Genomic DNA, 19,231 nt, shown 5'->3' with positions numbered 1-19,231 from the left:
CGACCTCGTCGACGTCGAGCTCCACGACGGTGCGTTTCTCGCCTTCGCGGGTTTCGTAGCTGCGCTGCTTCAACTGGCCCGAGACGATTACCCGTGCGCCGCGGCTGAGGCTCTCGGCTACGTTCTCTGTGGCTTGTCGCCAGATATTGCAGCGCAGGAATAGGGCTTCGCCGTCGCGCCATTCACCGGTCTTCCGGTCGAAATAGCGCGGTGTGGACGCGACGGTGAAATTGGTGACCGCGTCACCTGCCGGTGTGAATCGAAGCTCGGGGTCGCCGGTCAGATTTCCCTTGACGGTAAACAGGTCCTGAGCCATAAATCGGCTCCCTTCTCGAAAATAGTTGATACATCGCCGCTGTCGGTTCGGGACCGGCGGTAGATCGCGCCGCGATATCGGTTCGGATGCGCGGCGTGTCGGTGGGTCAGGCAGCGGTGGCTGCGGCGGCCGCGTCCACATTGACGTCGGCGTCGATGTCGATGTCGTGGAAGTCGATGAGCCCGGCGGCGGCTTGCTCGACGTCGACGAGCTCGAACTCGAGCTGTTCACCGACCGTGGCGAGGAATCGCAGATACCGTTGCAGGCTGCGGTCGTTGTAGCGCCAGGAGTCTTTGCCGGCGCGAGATTCGAACGCGCCGAGCACCATGCCCAGCACGATCACCCACGCCCGGCTCGCGGTCGCGGACTGGATCGAAGTGACCAGTTCGCTGGTGTACCCGGACACCCCGAGCAAGTTCAGCGCGGTCCTGGGCGCGTGAAACGACCCCAACAGATCCGACTCCCACGCCAGGGACTCGGCGACGAACTGACCGGCCTGCGGCGGTGGAGTCCTACGCGACAACAACCGTGTCAGGAACTCCTCACGCCGTTCCTTGGCGGCGAGACCGCGCTTGTTCAGCTCCCGCACCCGCCGCCGCTCCCGACGCGCCGCTTCCCGTTGCGCGGCAGCCTGCTCGGCCTCGGCACGCAGTTGCTCGGCGCGTTCGCTGCCCGCTGCTCCGTTGTTCTGGGCGAGCGCACGCATTCGCAACCCGGACTCGGCCAGCTGGTCGGCAGCAAGGAAGTACAGGGGAATCCAGCGGTCGCGGTATTCGACCGAATCGGCGTGACGCAGCCCCTCGGTGGGCTGGGATGCGTTGTTGCCCTTGGTGTCCCAGTCGACCTGGTCGGAATCGACGAGTTCACCGGTGAGGGTGTCGACGAGGTGACCGTTCTCCTGGACCTCGACATACACCAGCCATCGATGCGCGTCGGCGGCGATTACGTCTTCGGTGACCGGTCCGGCATCGGCGGTCTCCAGCAGTTCGGCCGGAAGATACTGCGGCTCGGGGGAACCGGTGTCGGGCTCGGCAGTGAGGACCCCGAAGCCCAGGGCCGCGTACAGCAGCGATGCCTCGAGGCGGGCACGGGTCTCGCGGCGGTCCGCGGCGATCTGCTTGGCGCGGTAGCTGAAGCTCGACCGCGGCACCTGCAACAGGCGCTCGACGGCGTCGGTATCGCCGAGGGTTTCGTACTCGGCGATGACCGCGAGCTGATCGAGACTGTAGGGACCGGAATCGACGAGTCCGCGCGCGGTCGTCGACGCGGCGATCGCGGCGGCGTGTTTGATCTCGGAGCGTTTGCGCTGCAAGCCTTTCGCGACGCGTGTCACCGATGCACCGAGGTCGAGCATCAAGGCGATGCCGTCGGCGCGGTCGGCTTCGACCATGGGCACACGGCGGTCGTTGACGTTCATCTGCATCAACGTCCGGGAGATACGGCGCTCGTTCTCCGGAAGGGTCGGGTCGGCGTCGGTCACCCACACCGGGACCTTTTTGGTGCCGACGCTGGCGGCGATGAGTGCGCGCAGCTGTCCTTCGGTGACATGCAGACTGCCGTCGGGCTGGCGTTCGGCGATGATCGGAATGCTGACGCCGAACTCTTTGATCGAGTCCCGCACGTCGGGATGCTCGTTGAGATCGAAAGTCTTGCGGACGTTCTCCGCGATCACCAACTCAGTCGGGTTGCGCCACAGAGCCTCGACCGTGGGCAACAGCCCCGTGTCGGAGTCGGGCTCCAGTTCGGTCGTAGATTCGGGTTCGGCGGGAGAGGCAACGACTTCGGCAGGCTCGATGACCTCGGCGTCGAGGACCGCTACGGCGGTAGGGGCGGAAGCAGATTCCACGGGACAGACCTCCAGGAGTACATGAGTGGGGCCCGCTACGTTGTGGCGTAGCGGGCCCCACAGGGAGAGAAAGCGGATGAGTGGTGTGCCTCAGGCAGCGATCGGGCGGCGCTCGGCGCGGGTGACGTTGAGCGGGCGAAGCCGCAGCACCTCACGGTCGTCGGCGATGAATGTCCAGTGCCGACCGCGCCAGTCGGGATGTTCGGCGCGCCACTGAGCCATGACCGGAGAAGACTCGATCCCCGGCACGGCTCCAGCACGGCCACGATGAACCAGCTGTTCGTACTCGCCACGCGAGATGCTGTGGACAGCAAAGGATTTGACGGACATGAATGACCTCCGAGAACGTTGACAATCGGCAGAGCGTGAAGGACGTGTGGGTATGCAGGACGGCGGTGGCGGCGAACACGGTGTAGCGACGCCGCGAGGTACCGGGGTCAGCGCGCGAGTACGTCCAGGACGTCGCGTGCGGTGGTGACGAGCTGTGCCTGACCGGTGCGGATGAACTCGTGGCAGCCGCGAGACTCGGCTGAGTCGACCGGCCCGGGAACGGCCATGACGGGCCGTCGCAGTGTGTTGCCCCAGCGCACGGTGTTGGAGGTTCCACTGCGGATCCCGGACTCGCACACCACGATTCCCGCCGCCAGGGCGGCGACGATGCGGTTGCGCCCGAGGAAAAGGTTCCGGTTGGGTTCGACACCGGGCGGGTATTCACTGACCAGCAGCCCGGTCTTCTCGATCTCGGCGAGCAACGCGGCGTTGCCCTGGGGGAACAGTCGGTGCAGCCCGCACGGCAAGACCGCTACGGTGGGCCGCCCGGCTTCGAGAGCAGCAGCATGGGCAGCCGCATCGATACCGAACGCGCCGCCGCTGAGGATGGTCCAGCCCTGCGCGGCCAGGTCCATGCCGACATATCTGGCGACCTTTTCGCCGTAGCTGGTGGGGGCTCGCGTTCCGACGACGGCGATGGAGCGGTCGGTGAGCAGGTTCAGTTGCCCGGGCCCGCGGGTCCACAACGCGATCGGCGTGTGGGCCTCGACGGTGTCGAGGTCATTGAGCGCGGCCGGCCAGCCCGGGTCGTCCCGGGTGAGCAGCCGACCGCCTGCTCGCTGAGCCCGTTCGAGGTCGAGTTCGGCTGTGACGCGGGTCTGCGGGCCGAATCGTGAACGGACCCCGTCCTCCACGATGCGTTCGGCCGCATCGACCGGACCGTGCGCCGCGAGCAGAATGCGCACCGTATCTGGGGAAGCCAAAGCTGCGCGCGAGAGCAGCGCCCACGCCAGCAGACGCTCATCGGTTGTGGTCATCGAGGTTCTCCTTGGTGTGTGAATCAGGTTCTGCGGCACCGATATCGATGCGCAGCTCGGCAGCGGCTTCGATCCCTGCACGGCACAATCGGCGCATCCGCTGCGGCGGTGTAGCGGTCGCGGCTGCGATGCCCAGCAGGTATGCCATGCGGTGCTCGGGGTCTGCGGCCAGCGCGGCGTCCACCGCGATGCCTGCGCGCACCCCCTCACCGCGCAGTAGCGCGTGGAAGGCCAGCAGGGTGGCCGCTTCGGCGCGGTCCGGGTCCGGCAGCGCCCGCGTCAGAACAGTCCAGAGCCGTTCGGCGCGGTCGGCGTAGACACCGCCGGCGACGCCGAACATGACGTCGCGTACGTCCTTGTCGCGCAAGGCGACAGCGACGTACGCCAATGTCTGCGGTGAGGGGACCGCGCGGGCGGAGAAGTCTTTAATGGTCGACATCACCTGCGCCACTGCTTGGCGGGTGTAGGCGTCCGGGTCGCCGTTGCGCACCGTGCGGGCCAACCGCTGTTGCGCGTCCGCGGCGGCGTTCGGTAGCAGTGCGGTGACGCGATCACGCAGTGCCACATCGATATCCACGAAAGCGGCGAGTTCGTCGCGCGTGCGGTGGATAGGCCGACCAATAGCCTTGTGTCTTACCGCGATCGGTGACCTGGCAGGGTTCGGGAGGTGCCCGTGCTGTTGGGGGTCGAATGGGTTCCACCATGCGGCGTCCGTAGCGATGAAACGCGCACTCCAGGCCCCGCCGAGTTTCAGGCCCATCGAATCGAGATGCGTATCCAGAGCCTCGAGAACAGAGCCGTACCGGTCATTAGTGGTGACCGGTATGGCAGGTCGCGGTTGGCGGTCATCGACCAGGACCGCCAGCACGGCGGACGCGTCCGCCTGGCGACACATCCGTGCCGCGAGGTGCGCGATCTCGGTGTCGGAGAGTCGTTCCTGCTCCAGCGGAGACGCCGTGCGCACTGCGAGCGGTACGGAGAGCGCTCGATCACAACCGGTTTCACGTTTCACGAAGACCAGGACCAGTGACCGGTTCGGGGTGAAGCCGAGCATGGCGGGGACAGAAACGATCAGGTCGACAGGATCGGCGATAGGCGGCGGCGAGAGCATGCAGGGAACTCCTAATCGTGTGGCAGTGAGGAGATTCGGACGACGTGGCATCGGTCGGCGACGCGCATGTGGCCCAGGTATGTGAGGGAGCCCGCCGGCGTAGTGCCATATGGGCACGGTTGGTTGTGCAGGCGTGTGCAACGAATTGGCGAAGGTCTCGCAGCGTGTGACTGGTGGTCGGTAGCGTGGGGTGCGCGAGGAACTGGCTGGGTTGTCGTGTACCTGTCAGGAGTTGTTCGCCATGACCGAAGACCCTCATCCGCGTCGGGCTCGCACTCGCGCCCCGCAGTCACCGGAACTTGTTGCACGCCTGCAACGCTCGCGCCAGCGCAGCCTGCAACGCCGCGCCGCGGCCACCGAGCGGGAGAAGACCATCACCCGCGCAGTGGGTGACTACCTCGCCGCCTGGAACGCGATCATCCACGCACAACAGCGCCGCGATAATGAAGTCGAGCGGTTGCAAAAGCAGATCGCCGATGTGATCGCTGATGCGGCGGCCGAGATCGCGACCCACGAAGACGAACAAGCCGCGGCCGCGGCGGTGGTGCGCGCGCAGGTGCCCACCGATGAGGAAGTCGCCGATCTGCTCGAAATCACAGTCAAACGCGCTCGCCAACTTCTCGGCGGTTCCCGCGTGAGCACCTCACGCCAGTCCAGACGCAGGCCACCAGGCCAATCCGTGGAATCCACGGATCCGCCGGCCGCCGCTACGGTCCCACCAGGCCGACACCCGTCCACGAACAACGCTATGGTCGGCAACGACTCCGACCCGGCCCCAGACAGGGCGGAAAACTCCAGCTGGCACCGGGACGGCGGAGTCCTCCCCGACCACGCGCACCCCGCCCCCACCCACGGCACTGAATCCAGTGCAGCAATGAACTCTGTGGGTATGGCATCGGCGCGGATTGCTCACGCCGACACCGATACTCGCGAGCAGCGCCGGAAGGGGGAACAGTCTTCCGAGGCTCCGTGATCGTGCGTGTCATCGCCTGGCTCGAACCGGCCACACGGTGTCTCAGGCAAGGGATGTAGTTCGCTGCGCGGCGTAATCCAAGCCATCGCCGATGGTGCGTTCGGCCTCGGCGTGAGTGAACCGTTCGATGCCGATATGAGTGGCGGCCGCGTCGTAGAGAGCGGCCTGCGCGTCGTGCCGGGTGAGGATGCCCTGTCCGACAAGCCTTCCCAGGCTATTGGCCGCCAGCAGCAGCGTCCGATGCCGTGTCCCTGTCGAGGCCGCGCGCACCCGGGCGGTCTGATTGGCCACCGCGGCCTGCACGTACGCGTCAGGATGGTGTGGCCGGTTCTCGCAGCGGATCGGCTCGGTCGGCGGTGGCGGCGTCATCAGCGCTGCGAGCCATGCGGGCAAGCCGATGGGCTCTCGTGGATCGAGCACTTGGTAGTGACCGTGCCGCAGCCGCGAGTCGGCCGCGACAACGTAACCACCCTGTGCCCGGGTATCGATCCGAGGTCCGAGAAGACCGATCGTGTTGCGTAACTGCGGAAACCGATCGGCTCGGTAATACAGGTGGTAGCCGCCCGAGGGCGTCGCCACACAGAAAGTTGGCACCGGCATCGGCTGCCTGTGTCGAACTGCCAACTCTGCGAGCGAGTCTCGCCCCTCGCGGGCCGTGGGCGGTTCTGTCGCCGCATGCCGGGATGCAGCATCCAGGTCGAGCACAAGCAACCGGCTCGGACCGCAGGCGACCGCGACGTTCAGGGCCGGGCCGCGAGTCCACCATTCACGAATCAGGTCGGGGTCCCGCGATGCCTGGCTCTCCCAGTCGGTGATCGCGGGAATTTTGGAGTAGGCGTGCAGAGGAAAAATGTGGAAGCCGCGTTCGGCGTTGGCCAAGGCAGCGGGCAGCATTCCCGCGGGTTTTCGGGAAGCCCGACGCCCGGTGCGTACGGGCGTGCGGGCGTCCGCTGACCGTGCCCGGGTCATAGGCCGTCGGCGAGCCGGTTGAGATCCAGTGCCGCTGCCACCATGTCGAGCACCGTCGGCTCGTTGTCGGGGGTGCCGCGTACTTTCCGTAGTCGCAGGATCGGCACCTCGCGCAGGCGGACGCCGTACCCGGAGGGACTGGATTCGTCGCCGTCGACATGGATGATCTCGTAGTCACGTGCGTCGATCAACGCGGAGTACCAGGGATCGGCGGGTTTGCCCGCACGTTGGGCTTCTGTGGACTCGGGATCAGGCATGGTCCATTGGTGGCACTCGCAGCCGGGGTCATCGCACGGTGTGATGCGCGCGGCCACGGCATTGGATCGGTAGGTCGGCATCCGCCCGGCCAGCATCGGGCACCCCCGTGTCGAGTAGGCGGCGCACGAAGGGTGTAGCCCAGGTTCTGGGCCGATGCCACGGAGCCAATCCTGCGGCCGGATGAAGACCACGACCTGGTTGCCGGGCCCTTCGCCCTTCCCGAGCGCTTCGCCGCAGACCTGGCACAACCGCAGCCCGAGCACTACGGCGTAGCGTTCGGGGTCGATCGCGCCCCAAACCGGTGAGCGCCGTCCGCGGTGACACAGCGTCAGATACGGAATGGTCAAACCTTGCGCGGTCGGCGCGTTGTGCAGGTGAGCCAGGACGGGGGGTCGGGACGAATTCGCCGACGACGCATCGTAATTCACAGCTCTCTCCTCGGAACGGGCGATTGCTCGCAGAAGCAACATGGTCAGGACACGGAATCGTTGTCAGTGATCGGGTGCGTGGACAAGGTCACGCTGAGCGAGCGTGTGGGCCGGGCTGTGGACTCGATTCGTACGTGGACCACAGCCCAGACGGCGCCCGGGCCCGCCGGTTCAGCGAGCCAGGGACCGAACGCCGCAGGGGCGACCTCGGGCAAGGACGCCTCGATCCACGCCAGCAGGGCAGTGGCATCGGTGATCACCATCGGGTGTGCCCGGTGTGGGGGTCGGCGTTGTGCACCGCGACGACGGTCGGTGCGGTGGGAGCGTGCGAGAGCGTGGAGCGTGTGAGCACGGCTTGATACCTGCCTGCAACCCATGACCCGGGGGCGATGACGAAACGACCGCCCGGCGCGGACTGCACCGGCATGAGGCACCATCGGATGCCCGAGTGCCCGAAAATCTCGAAAGGGTCTTCTTCCCAGTCGATTTCACTGCTGCCGTCGGAGCGGACACGCACGACCTGGGTGGCGTTCTCGACCGAGATCAACGCCATCATCGGGGCAGCCACGGCAGTAGTGGTGGCTGCCGTGATTGCGGCGAACGCTATCACCGGTGTGCCGGGCTTTGGCGCGGCGGCGAAACAGGCCCGATAGCCGACGACCAGCACTACCGCCGCCGGGGGTTGCGGGGCGAGCTCCCGGTGGTGGTGGGTCCGCAATCGGGCGGTGTAGTTGTTCAGATCACCGTCCACCGCTATCACCGCCGGGGCGGTCGGTGAGCTGAAAACCGCTGGGTCGGTGTGGGATCGATGCTGTGAATGGGCGAATCACGCGGAAACTCCGTTCTCTCGACGGGCAGCCGTCAGCTCCGCACTGCTCGGTGCGGCCGGTGACGGCGTGGTCCGGTCAGAAATTGGCTCATGCGGCGTCGAAGTATTTGAGGTCGGCGTAGCGGTCGGTGCCGGCGAGGAATTCGCAATCGCAGTGCGGGAATTCGTGCCAGCACTCCTCGCAGAACCCGCACGCCGCGCAGTGCGGTCCGGCGCGTTCGATGTCGTACTGGCCGCAGTAGTCGCAGTAGTCGTAGAGGTAGCTACCGGGCTTGGCGGCGGTGCCGGGTGCCCGCCACCGATACGAGTGGTTGGAGTACCAGATCCCGTCAGCGGTCCAATGTCCGTGGTGTTCGTTGAGCAGGTAGGCGGTGTGCTTGTAGCGTGGGTCGACGGTCAGGATGATCATCTTGTCGCCGTTGAGCCAGTCCTCGAGCCCGGTGCGGCCGGTCCAGGAATCGATCGGCCCGAACGGCTCACGGGGAAGGAAATCCTCAGCTGCGACGCGGGTGTCCGAGCGTGGATCATCGATCGCGGGGTGCACGATCTCGGGTAGAACCCCGTTGTGCGCCAGCACCGTTCGCTCATCCCCGCCGAAGGCGAAGGGATGGCAGTTCTGCTCGCTGACATATCCGTGGGTGGCGAAGCGGGAATGAAACAACGCCGGAGTGTCAGGGAAGAGTGCTCGCACGGAAGCGAATTCGTTGATCACGGCGTCGGCGTCGAGCCCGCGGCCGACGAGGATGCGGTCCTCGGCCACGATCGCGTAGCCGTGCCCGTGCGGGTTCGCCGCCGCCCCGTCGCGCAGCGCTTCCAGATCGGGGGCGATGCCAGGCTTGTAGAAGCTCAAGATGCACACGAGAGGGCCTCCATTTCCGCCAGCAAGGGCAGGTAGATCGGGTGCGCTCGCACCCAGGTGACGAACGCGGTCCATTCCCAACCGCTCCGGCGTGCGACATCGCCGGAGGTGAGGGTGCGGGTGTACTCCACCGACGCGGCGACGAAGGCCAAAGCGGCTTGGACCTGTTGGCGGTGAAGGGAACTGGCGAAGATGCGCACTTCGAAGGTCTCTTGCGGATAGACGTTGATGGCTTGGTAGCGGCCGTAGCCGAAGCGTTCGCCCTTGGCGAATTTGGCGATGTCGGCGCGGGTTTCGGGAGTGAAGCTGGCCCAGTCATCGCTGCGGCGGCGAGCCAGCCGCACGGCATGGGATTCGTTGCGGTAGAAGAACTTCATCCACCGATACACATGCGCCGGGGAGTCGAACCCGTCACGGGAGACGTGGACGTGGATCCCGACCTCGTTGTCGATGTAGGCGCCACGAACACGCAACTCCCGCAACACATTCCAGGGAAACTCTTCGATGGCCCACGTGTAGCTCATCGGGTGGGTGACCAGTTCGAATCCGTTGCCGTAGCCGATGGATCCGTCCTCTTTGAGATAGCCGATCCGCCCGAGATGGTTGGTGGCGATGTCGACGCAGTCCTCGAGGGCACGGCTCGGTGTTTTGACCTCGAGTTCCAGCCCGAGGTAGACCGGGCCTTCGCCGTGGAACATAGGGTCTGGTTTGTACGAATAGTCGTAAATCCGGTCATCGCGCTGGTTGGTATCGCAATAGGAGCAGTAGGTGCCGCTGCCGGTGAGACGATCGCAGTCCAGGCATTCGCGGTATTGGTCCGCGCAGTCGCCGCAGACGTTTTCATCGTTGTCGAGCAGTTGTACGGAGCGGGCGTACAGGCGGCAGTCCCAGCACCACCAGTAGTGGTGGTCGCGGCACCCGTCGCAGACGATGCCGTCGTTGTTGGTGCGATCTTCGGAAGAGGTGTAGAGCTCGCAGCATTCGCATTCGCGCCATCGCGCAGCGCAGTCGGTGCACAAGGTCCCGTCATCGACGGTGGTGTGAATCTGAGTGACGCGGTCACCACAGTCGTCGCAGAACGGAAGACTCTCGCAGGCCGCACAGAGCGAACCGCGCTCGTGGCCGGGAGGATCGTCGGGCAGCTGTGCCGCACACCTGGCGCAGAGGGCTTGCGCTGTCAGCGAATTGGGCATAAGTGGGCCTTCCTGGGTGATGAGAAGGACGGGAGAGATCGGAGGACGGAAGCGCAAATACGATGGCGCGCAGGGTCATTCGCGCCGCTGGCGCATGAATCCGGCGAACGAGTCGCGGTACACGCACGACGAACAAGGGTCGAATCAGCGTCTGCTGAACAGGCGGAAGCGACCGGATGGGGACACAGCTGAGAGAGCGTGGATCGAGACTCGATGTCGAGGGAGCGTCGAGTAGTGACTAGCGGATGCCGCTGCGGCGCAGCGCTACAGCGGGCGTGCTCGAACGCCCGCTGCAGTCGCAGTGAGGAAAGACGTTGGCGCAGTGAAAACACCAACCGCAGCGGCCGCAGTACCGGCCGCGGCGACTGAAGTCGACATCACCGCAGCCCTCACACACATACAGCCACGCCCGTGAACGCAGCAGCCCGAATGTCGCGGCGGGTCGATAGCCAGGGTTCGAATACCAGATACCGGCCTCCCAGATACCGGCCGATTCGTTGAACACGTAGGCGTTCTCGGCGAAACTCGGGTCGACGGTCAGCAGGACGAGTTTGCTGCTCCCGAGCCACGACTCCAGGCAACGCCGACCCCGCACGGTGTCGTAAGAGCCGAAAGGTTCTCGCGGAAGGTAGGTTTCGGCGGCGATCCGTGTATCCGAGCGAGGGTCGTACGGTGCCGGCTGGACCCTTCGGGGAAGAATACCGTTGTGCGCCAGCACGGTTCGGTGGTCGCGACCGAGACGGAACGGGTGGCAGTTGTCGATGCTCACTGCGCCGTGGGTGGCGTAGCGGCTGTGGAACAGCGCGGGCCGGTCCGGGTTCCGGCTTCGAACCGCGATGAAGTCATCGATCACTTGCTCGGCATCCATGCCGCGGCCGACCAGGATGCCGGTGTCGGTGACCACGGCGAACCCGTGGCCGTCTCTGTTGACGCGGGCACCGTTTTCCAGCGCCGCGATATCGGGGGTAGCCCCGGGCGGGAGAAAGGTCAGGAGGCACATGCGAGTACCTCCATTTCTGCGGCCAGGGGTGCATATTCCTCGTGCTGGTTCACCCACGCGGTGAACTGATCCCAGTCCCAGCCGTGTTGCTGGATGACGTCGGTGGAGGTGAGTGTGCGGGTGTATTCGACGGTGGCCGCGGCGAACGCCAGCGCTGCTTGAACCTGTTGGAGGTCAAGGGATCCGGCGAAGACACGCAATTCCAGGCTTTGGCGTGGGTGCGGATTGATGGCCTGGTACCGGTTCAATCCGTACCGGTGCATATCGTTTTTGGCGGTGTGCTTCACCCGCTCGCGCGCGGTGGTGGAGAACTCGGCGTATGTCGATCGGCGCCGGGCCAGGGCGACAGTTTGCGGTTCGTTGCGGTAGATCAGTTTCGCCCACCGGTAGATGTGTGCGGCCGAGTCGAACCCGTCACGCGAAACATGCACGTGGATACCGACATTCTGATCCGAGCGACACCCGAGATTCCTCAGACGCTCGAGCAGCTGCCAGGGAAACTGCTCCATCGCGAACCGGTAGTCCATCGGATGGGTGACCAGTTCGAAGCCTAGCGGCTCGATCGATGAGTCGTACTTGAGATACGCCAAATCACGCACGTGGTCGCTGACCGTCGACGCGCAAACCTGGTAATTATGGGACGGGACAACGATTTCCAGTTCCAGACCGAGAAACACCGGGCCGTGGCCGAAGAATCGCGGATCAGGCTTGTAGTTGTAGTTCCAGACCCGACCACCGGAATCGCAGCTGTCGCAGTCGGTGTGCTCGGGCATGAGCGTCCCACAGTCCGCACAGGAGCGGTAATTCTGTGCGCACCGCGAACATACGCGGAAGCCGCCGGAGACGTAGCGGCTATCGGCGGTGTACAGGGTGCACACAGTGCAGCGATCGAAGAACCGATTGACGCAGTGCGGGCAGACACGGTCACCGGTATCGGTGCGAAACGTGGTGGGCGTGTGGTATCGGCAGCGTGCGCATTCCGACCATCCCTCTGCACACGTACGGCACAACCGCCCGAGTTCGACGGTTACCGCCAGGTGCCGACTGGGTTCGCGACACCGGTCGCAGCGCGGCAAGACCGACACACATGGTGAGCAGACTGTCTCGGCATCCAAGGTTCGTGGTCGCCGACCGGAAACGACGGAATGACAAACCGCGCACGACGGTGCCGGCGAAGCAGGTACGGGCATAGCGGGATCGCCTTCCACTGGGTCGAGAAATGACAAACGCCGCGACGGAGGGAATTCCGTCACGGCGAGGAAGAATCGAGGATTCTGAGCAGAAGAAATGAAGGTGCAGTCTGGCGCGGAGTGATATCGGAGGGAGGCCGCGCCTGTGGTCAAGGCCCCGTCATGCGCAGTGCGCATTACCTCGGGGAAATATCTACTCAGGCGCCCAGAGGGAATACAACGTCACGCGTCGGGGGGCTAGATACTGCCGCGTAGTTGTGCATCGCCCACCGCGCTCATTTTGAATGCGGCAGCGGGGGCTTATTGATGATGATTTTTTAGGCGACATACAGTAGGGGATGTTGTGGAATGATTTGGTCCGACAACTGTTCTGGGGCATATGCGATAGCTGTACGCGTGGATAGGAAGCTGCTGGTAGTCAGGAGAATGCGGCCGCCTTCGATTGTGCAGTGCTCCTGTCCCATAGCTGCGAGGACCTTCAGCTAGCTATTTGCGTAACCGCCTGCACTCCAGACGATCCGGCGGAAGTCGTTGGGAGAGAAAGACTGTTGCGCTGGAATTCCGGGTGCAACGGCGTATGGCCAGAAGCAGTAGCCACATCGGTGGCAGTAGTAGCCGGCGTTCCAAACGCTTCGAGCGGCGCGGCGACCACGGATGATTCGATTGTTGCGGCGCCTCCTAAGTACAGCTGCTGCGAGTAGCAGCAGAGAAGGGGTCGCAAGTGAGAACACATAACCCATACATACGAGGATGTACAGGGGCACTGAGACATCCTTGTGGGGTTGAACGATTCCTATGACAGCGGCAACAGCGATGAGAAGCGCGGGCATCGAGAGTATGAGGCCGAGCAGAATCAGTTTGCCTGTGCGTCGCTGTTCCGGCTCCGGTGCCAGTGATTGCGCCAGCCTGGTGGAGCGGGTTCGCTCAATCGTGGTCGAGCCGAACACCGGGACGAGACCGCTCGGGCTGATGCCGACTCCGGAGTAGTAGTCGGATCCGTAGTACGTCGAGGTTCCTGAGGCCCGGATGGCGGGCACTCGCTGTACCTGGTCGTCGTGTTGGCATGTGGGGCAGTTGAAGTCGTATCCCACGGTGGCATCCTGTCCCACTGCGGTTGCGCTGCGGTGGTGACGGTTGCCGCGCAACAGCGCCTGTGCTGGTTCCCGGTGGTGCGATGGTTCGATCCATCGAACACCGTTACGGCGCGGCTGTCGAGTGGGAATAGTGCGGTTGGTCTCCGAGGTCGTCGAGCGCTCCTTCGGGTCTGATGAGTTCTCCCGCTGTGGTGCTCGAACGTCATGAACCAGCATCAGGTGTCGATCGGGTGTTCACGCACAGGCGGTCTAACCGCTGTAAACCACTGATGGTGCTGGGTGCGGCGTCGCGGGCTCCATCTCAGCACGTGCGGTGGACGAGATCCTGCAGGTCATCGTCAAATATCAAGACCCCGTGCAGATTTCGATCGGGGCACTCGCGGAAAGTGTGTCAGTATCGATTTTCGAAGAGTGTCCACAAGGTAGGTGAGAGAGGCGGGTAGGTGGGTGTTGTCGCGTTTCGGTCCGCGCGGAACGCAACATAAAGTGAATGAAAAGCGGGTACTCGCGCTGTGGAACGGCTGGTCAGGAAGTGCTCCCCGCACGCGCGGGGGTGAGCCCTGAACGCGGGCATGTTCACCGCCGCGGAACGGGTGCTCCCCGCACGCGCGGGGGTGAGCCCACTTCGATCCTTTCGCTAACTAACTATCGCATGTGCTCCCCGCACGCGCGGGGGTGAGCCCAAAGATTTCCTGCGGCGCGCCACCTACAACGAGTGCTCCCCGCACGCGCGGGGGTGAGCCCACCGTCTTGGTCCGAATCACCGCACACCCCCGGTGCTCCCCGCACGCGCGGGGGTGAGCCGCCAAGATCATCGGCCCCGTCGGCCCCGACGAAGTGCTCCCCGCACGCGCGGGGGTGAGCCCACGCCCCAGCCAAAGGTCCTTCCGCCTAAACGGTGCTCCCCGCACGCGCGGGGGTGAGCCCCATGCGCCGCACCGCAGATCGTTTTCGGCGCAGTGCTCCCCGCACGCGCGGGGGTGAGCCCGACACCGTCAACACGTGGCAGCAGAAACGCAAGTGCTCCCCGCACGCGCGGGGGTGAGCCCATCACGACGGCGGACACGTCGGGAGCAATGCAGTGCTCCCCGCACGCGCGGGGGTGAGCCCCTCGAAGTTTTGAAGACGGTGTTCGGTGATCTGTGCTCCCCGCACGCGCGGGGGTGAGCCCCCAGAAGTTCCAGCTGTCCGCCGACCCCGAGGGTGCTCCCCGCACGCGCGGGGGTGAGCCCGACTGCACGCCACGGCTGCCCGTCGAGGTGCTGTGCTCCCCGCACGCGCGGGGTAAGCCCCCCACCGATATGCAAGCCGTCGAATTCAGTGGGTGCTCCCCGCACGCGCGGGGGTGAGCCCAAGGCATACGTTTGGCTCGACGGCGACGGATAGTGCTCCCCGCACGCGCGGGGGTGAGCCCATGTCCATCGAAGTGCCCAATTTCGACCCCGAGTGCTCCCCGCACGCGCGGGGGTGAGCCCAGATCTCACGATCGAGGTCGCAATGGCCACAGGTGCTCCCCGCACGCGCGGGGGTGAGCCGTCGTTCGTCGCCGGTGAACTCGCGGGCTTCACGTGCTCCCTGCACGCGCGGGGAAAGCAGAGGAGTCCCGAGACCAGGCAGAGGACGCCTCCTACGCGCGAATCGGGTGACGTCCGGCGAATTTGCTAGCTGATTGCTTGCGGGATGTATTCAGTGGACGTTTCGGTGTGTCGACACGCCGAGCGTCGCTAGTGTGGCCCGTGTCGGCGGCCTCCGGCCGGCCGCATGGGTGTGCCGCGGGTGCGCAGGGCGTCTCTGATGGTGCTGGCGGGGAAGCCGGTGAGTCGGCTGCAGCTGGTGAGTGAGTGGCCTGTGAGGTAGAGCCGTTCGGCGTGGTCGATGTCTGGGGTGGTCATGGATTGATACCGCCGGGGGACCTCGTGCTTGGTCAAGAGTGTCAGTACCGCGGTCTTGGAGATTTCGAATCGTGCGGCGAGTTCGGCGGTGGATGCGCCGTCACCGTAGGCCTGGATCAGTTCCTCGACCGTCGCGGAGGGGAGACGTCGCTCGATCTTGCGGGGCTCGGGGAGTCTGGTCGCTGGCGGCTTCTTGCGTCGGCGCTGGGCGGATGAGCCTTGCCCGGCGTCGATTTTAGCCCGGGTGGTTTCGAGTTTCTGCAGGTCAGTCCTGTTGGAATAACGTCCAGCTAGGTCCACCGTTGGGGGCTTATTCCAACCGGCGTTCGCTCACTGCCCTGGGTAGGCCCTTTCTGTCTGGTATGAGATGTGGCCGCTACGGGCGCGTCCAGCCTGATCGAGGCGAACGAACGGGGTGTTCTTGTCGTCTGCCACCCGCAGGGATGTCGAGTTCTGTCGGAACCTCGCCGTTGGCCTTGTCGCTCTTGGGCTTCCGCCCAGCCGGACGGATACCGGATACCTTGCTGTACCAAACACGAACCATTTCACATGAACCTTCGCACCCGCCGTCACGCATGCCGGTCACCGCAGCCCTGGCATCGAGCTTGTTTGTGTCACAACAGGAATCGTCGACCACGGGCTGTCTGGATGATCATCGGGGAGGGCACCGCCGGCCCGGGTGTTGCGCATCGGGCTGAGCGGCAATCGCGGTTCGCGCGGCCGATCACAACCTGATGAAGTCCTTGGTAAGCAGAGCCATGGGGATGACGATCGAGGTGAGCGCAAAGTTCACGCGCCCACCGGCCTGGGGTTGTCGGAACGGCGAGTGTTCAGGAGCGGTCTGTAGCACGACAGTACTGGCAATTATTCAGCGAACTTTTCGGTGCTTGTGCGGCTTCCTGACCTTGTCCAGTGTTGAATGCCGTGGCCACCGGCAGTCTCCGAGAGATTCGACGATCGCTGCTGTGTAGCCACCTGCTCAGCGTTCGGGCGCAGGAACCACAACGAGACCTATTGATTGATCGGGCGGATGCCCGCAACGGTCCAGACTTACGGAGGTGACAGATGGGAGGCCGGATCCCGAAGCCGGTGGGTACGTTCGGTGTTCCGACGAAACCGAAGAAGCAGAAGAATGGTCGATGGCGCACGACGGTTCGCTTCTACGGCGCGGCAGGGCCTCATCAGAGTATGTCGATGTTCCTGATGCCCGGATGGCAGGCACGTTCTGTACCTGGTCGTCGTGTTGGCATGTGGGGCAGTTGAAGTCGTAGTCGTATCCCACGGTGGCATCCTGTCCCACTGCGGTTGCGCCGCGATGGTGAAGGTTGCCGCGCAACAGCGCCTGTGCTGGTTCCCGGTGGTGCGCTCCATCGAACACCGTTGCGGCGCGCCTGTCGAGTGGGAATCGTGCGGTCGGTGTCTGATGTCATCAACAGCTCCTTCAGGTCCGCCGTATCCTCAAAGAGCGTGCTCGGGCGTTCGTGTCATCGGTAGTGTTCGGGTCTGTCCCCATTGCTGAGCTCCTTATGTCTTAGGACTGCTCTGATTGTGGGTGAATGCGCTCCTCACCAGGCTGTATCGCGCGCCAGCGAGCCACGCATCGTATCGGCTTCGGTGATGCGGATCAGGGAATCCGGGCTGCGCCCGAACCCCCGCCCGGACACGGCAGACCGCGTGATGGGCTTGCTCTCAGGCATCAGCGTGCTCCTTCCTCTTCTCGGGAATCGAATGAAGATGAAGAACTGCCGTGCGGATCCAGTCTCCGGTGTTTTCGCTCATGCCACCCACTTTGTCGGACTGAGTGACAAGAGTCCAGACATTCAGCTATCGTTAGCTAGCGTGAAGGCTGACAACTTCCCGGAGACCCCGGATGAACTCCCGCCGCCTGCGCCGATCAAGGGAGACGTGGACACCGCCGGTATCACTCGCGTCTCCGGCACGCTCGGCACCGACGACGGCCTGATCTCGGTCCCCCTGGTCGGGCACGCCACCCGCTATGTGGTGCGCGTGGACCTGAGCGGATCGGCTCCGCGCCTGGTGGAACTGCGCGTAATCGCGGCCGACGACGGCGGCGATATCGACCCGAACACCATGCGCACCACCCCGGTTCGCCGCCTAGCCAGCGCGGCGGCCTGGTTCATCACCCAGGCTGACGGCCAGTTCCTGACCGTCGATGAGGTGCGCGAGCCGCGTCGCCTGTCCCGCCCCGAGCGCGCCGCCTCCCGCCACCTGGACGCCGACCATTACCGGCGGGTGTCCGCCGCCCTCATGTCGGCGCGGCGCATCGGAGCCCCGGCGCGGGAGGCCGTGGCCGTCCAGTTCCGCACCGCCGACAAGCCCGTCCCCCTGGCCACCGTGGACCGCTGGATTCGTGAGGCGAAGGCGCGCGGCTACCTGCGTCGGGACTGGCGCACGACCACGGACCTGGACGCCTGAGTCTGTGGATTACCGACCGCGCGGCCCACCCGGACGCTGACAACTCAATCCCAGATACCCACTCTTACAAGGGAATTCACACCATGAGTACCACCGAAGACAAGACCAAGAAGGCCAGGCGGGCGGAGCCGATCAACAAGCACACCGCCAAGAACGGCAAGGTGACCCACTGGTTCCAGGCCGACGTGGGCGTGAAGCCGGACGGCACCCGCGACCGCCAGCGGTTCACCTACGACACAGTGACCACCGCCCGGCGCGAATACCGCCGGATCACTTCGGAAGTCGCAGCCGGGACGTATACCAAGCTCCTGGACATCACTGTGAACGAAGCGTGTGACCTGTGGCTAGACGGTAGGCGCGGAATCCGGCGCATCACGCTGGAGGGCTACCGCAACGACTTGAAGCCGGTCCGCCGCCGGATGGGCGGAAAGAAGTTGGCGCAGCTCACGAAGGCGGACGGGGACGCGCTGGTGGATTGGATGCTGAGTGAAGGGCGGCGCTCGCACAAGCACTTCCGGCCGGACTCCCTCATGTCCCAGGTGACGGACCTCATCGGACGGCACCCCGAAGGAATCACGGCCGCGCAGATCAAGGCGCGGTTCCCGGACAAGGACGTTCACACCTGCCTGTCCGGTCTCATCCGGGACGGCCGTGTCACCCGTCCCCGGCGCGCGACCTACGTCCTGGCGCAGCCGCAGGAGAGCACCGCCCCGTCAGCCGCCGGGGTCAAGCCGGTAACGGTCCGTTCCACCCTCACCACATTCGGAATGATGGTCCAGTCCTACGTGGACCAGGGCGCGTTGCCCCGCAACGTGATCGCGCTCGTGGAACGGCCCGCCGACGAGATGCCCGAGGACGACGACGCGGAGGCAGCGGCGAAGTCCTGGACGCTGACCGAGGTCGAAACCTTCCTGACGGCAGCGCGCTCGGATCGGCTCCACGCGTGCTGGCTCATGTCGGCCTATGGGATGCGCCGCTCGGAAGTCCTCGGCATGAGGTGGACTCGGTTCTCGGACGAAGCGCTGAAGGTCCGCCGGGGCCGAGTGGCGATCGGCACCGAGACCGAAGAGAACCGTCCGAAGTCGGCACGGTCCCACCGCGATATCCCGCCGCCCGCCGATCTGGCAGCGGCGTTGCGCGCGCTGAAGACCCGGCAGAAGGCCGAATGCCTGGCGCTGGGTATTCCGTGGTCCGATGATCGCCTGATCGCGGTCCTGGAGGACGGCAGCGAGATTCGGCCCGAGCGGTACTCGGATGCCTTCCAGCGGTTGCGGAAGCGGGCGGGCCTGCGGCGAATCCCATTGAAGGGGCTGCGGAATTCCTCGGTCTCGCTCATGCTGCGGATGGGAATCCCGGTGCATATCGTGGCGGCCTGGCACGGCCACGACCCTGCGGTGTCGCTCTCGATCTACAGCGACGCGCAACCCGAAGATCTGAAGGCGGCGGGGGCCGCACTCTTCGGCTAGAAACGCAGAAACCGCCCCCCGCATGTTGGCAAGTTCTTGGCAAGTTACCTTGCGTAGAACCGCC

Annotated in this window: 17 protein-coding genes and 1 CRISPR repeat array; of the genes, 3 read left to right on the top strand and 14 right to left on the bottom strand. The window is 65.0% G+C overall.

Going from position 1 to position 19,231, the window contains the following annotated elements:
- From GFY24_RS29775 to GFY24_RS29760, 5 genes are all read right to left on the bottom strand, one after another.
- Window positions 1-316: single-stranded DNA-binding protein (locus GFY24_RS29775; RefSeq protein ID WP_153808423.1), on the bottom strand; the 316-nt coding region annotated here is incomplete at its 3' end.
- 106 nt (window positions 317-422) lie between these two features.
- Complete coding sequence (locus tag GFY24_RS29770; RefSeq protein ID WP_153808422.1) at window positions 423-2,162, bottom strand: ParB/Srx family N-terminal domain-containing protein; 1,740 nt, start codon at window positions 2,160-2,162, stop codon at window positions 423-425.
- A 90-nt stretch (window positions 2,163-2,252) separates the two neighbouring features.
- Entirely contained in the window at window positions 2,253-2,384 is a 132-nt protein-coding gene (locus tag GFY24_RS43095) for a hypothetical protein (protein WP_255458749.1), read from the bottom strand.
- 215 nt (window positions 2,385-2,599) lie between these two features.
- Entirely contained in the window at window positions 2,600-3,469 is an 870-nt protein-coding gene (gene dprA / locus GFY24_RS29765) for a DNA-processing protein DprA (protein WP_153808421.1), read from the bottom strand.
- Window positions 3,453-4,580, bottom strand: a complete 1,128-nt coding sequence (locus GFY24_RS29760) for a DUF4192 domain-containing protein (RefSeq protein ID WP_194853068.1) — start codon at window positions 4,578-4,580, stop codon at window positions 3,453-3,455. The genes dprA and GFY24_RS29760 overlap by 17 nt, the downstream gene beginning before the upstream one ends.
- Window positions 4,581-4,821: 241 nt before the next feature.
- Here GFY24_RS29760 and GFY24_RS29755 point away from each other — a divergent pair, with 241 nt between their 5' ends.
- Window positions 4,822-5,553 carry a hypothetical protein gene (locus GFY24_RS29755; RefSeq protein WP_153808419.1) on the top strand — a complete coding sequence of 244 codons (732 nt, stop codon included), beginning with the start codon at window positions 4,822-4,824 and terminating at the stop codon, window positions 5,551-5,553.
- A 42-nt stretch (window positions 5,554-5,595) separates the two neighbouring features.
- On the opposite strand, the gene GFY24_RS29750 is transcribed toward GFY24_RS29755, so the two are convergent.
- The 9 genes from GFY24_RS29750 to GFY24_RS43090 all read right to left on the bottom strand — a co-directional run bounded on the left by GFY24_RS29750 (window position 5,596) and on the right by GFY24_RS43090 (window position 16,962).
- Window positions 5,596-6,447, bottom strand: coding sequence for a bifunctional DNA primase/polymerase (locus tag GFY24_RS29750; RefSeq protein ID WP_194853067.1), 852 nt, complete (start codon window positions 6,445-6,447; stop codon window positions 5,596-5,598).
- Between the two features lie 71 nt (window positions 6,448-6,518).
- Window positions 6,519-7,208 carry a hypothetical protein gene (locus GFY24_RS29745; protein ID WP_153808417.1) on the bottom strand — a complete coding sequence of 230 codons (690 nt, stop codon included), beginning with the start codon at window positions 7,206-7,208 and terminating at the stop codon, window positions 6,519-6,521.
- A 256-nt stretch (window positions 7,209-7,464) separates the two neighbouring features.
- Window positions 7,465-7,959: a hypothetical protein gene (locus GFY24_RS29740; protein WP_153808416.1), complete on the bottom strand. Its 495-nt coding sequence runs from the start codon at window positions 7,957-7,959 to the stop codon at window positions 7,465-7,467.
- Window positions 7,960-8,125: 166 nt separating this feature from the next.
- Window positions 8,126-8,896, bottom strand: coding sequence for a hypothetical protein (locus GFY24_RS29735; RefSeq protein ID WP_309231501.1), 771 nt, complete (start codon window positions 8,894-8,896; stop codon window positions 8,126-8,128).
- Complete coding sequence (locus tag GFY24_RS42350; protein WP_228566757.1) at window positions 8,884-10,089, bottom strand: amidoligase family protein; 1,206 nt, start codon at window positions 10,087-10,089, stop codon at window positions 8,884-8,886. Before GFY24_RS42350 ends, GFY24_RS29735 begins: the two co-directional genes overlap by 13 nt.
- 238 nt (window positions 10,090-10,327) lie before the next feature.
- Window positions 10,328-11,089: a class II glutamine amidotransferase gene (locus GFY24_RS29725; protein ID WP_153808414.1), complete on the bottom strand. Its 762-nt coding sequence runs from the start codon at window positions 11,087-11,089 to the stop codon at window positions 10,328-10,330.
- The gene (locus GFY24_RS29720; RefSeq protein WP_153808413.1) at window positions 11,077-11,862 is read right to left on the bottom strand and encodes a hypothetical protein; all 786 of its coding nucleotides are present in this window, start codon (window positions 11,860-11,862) and stop codon (window positions 11,077-11,079) included. The genes GFY24_RS29725 and GFY24_RS29720 overlap by 13 nt, the downstream gene beginning before the upstream one ends.
- A 2,043-nt stretch (window positions 11,863-13,905) precedes the next feature.
- A CRISPR array of direct repeats spans window positions 13,906-14,970; the repeat unit is 29 nt; unit sequence GTGCTCCCCGCACGCGCGGGGGTGAGCCC.
- A 127-nt stretch (window positions 14,971-15,097) separates the two neighbouring features.
- Window positions 15,098-15,565, bottom strand: coding sequence for a hypothetical protein (locus GFY24_RS29715; RefSeq protein ID WP_153808412.1), 468 nt, complete (start codon window positions 15,563-15,565; stop codon window positions 15,098-15,100).
- A gap of 1,265 nt (window positions 15,566-16,830) precedes the next feature.
- Entirely contained in the window at window positions 16,831-16,962 is a 132-nt protein-coding gene (locus GFY24_RS43090; protein ID WP_255458748.1) for a hypothetical protein, read from the bottom strand.
- A gap of 142 nt (window positions 16,963-17,104) precedes the next feature.
- Between GFY24_RS43090 and GFY24_RS29710 the strand changes: the two genes are divergently transcribed.
- Both GFY24_RS29710 and GFY24_RS29705 read left to right on the top strand, forming a co-directional pair.
- Window positions 17,105-17,701: a hypothetical protein gene (locus GFY24_RS29710; protein ID WP_153808411.1), complete on the top strand. Its 597-nt coding sequence runs from the start codon at window positions 17,105-17,107 to the stop codon at window positions 17,699-17,701.
- An 83-nt stretch (window positions 17,702-17,784) separates the two neighbouring features.
- Window positions 17,785-19,167: a site-specific integrase gene (locus GFY24_RS29705; protein ID WP_153808410.1), complete on the top strand. Its 1,383-nt coding sequence runs from the start codon at window positions 17,785-17,787 to the stop codon at window positions 19,165-19,167.
- Window positions 19,168-19,231 lie beyond the last annotated feature (64 nt).

Source organism: Nocardia sp. SYP-A9097 (assembly GCF_009649815.1).
In the GTDB taxonomy this organism is placed as follows: Bacteria; Actinomycetota; Actinomycetes; order Mycobacteriales; family Mycobacteriaceae; genus Nocardia.
The sequence above is the reverse complement of the archived record's forward strand: the minus strand, read 5'-3'. Positions and strand labels throughout refer to the sequence as shown.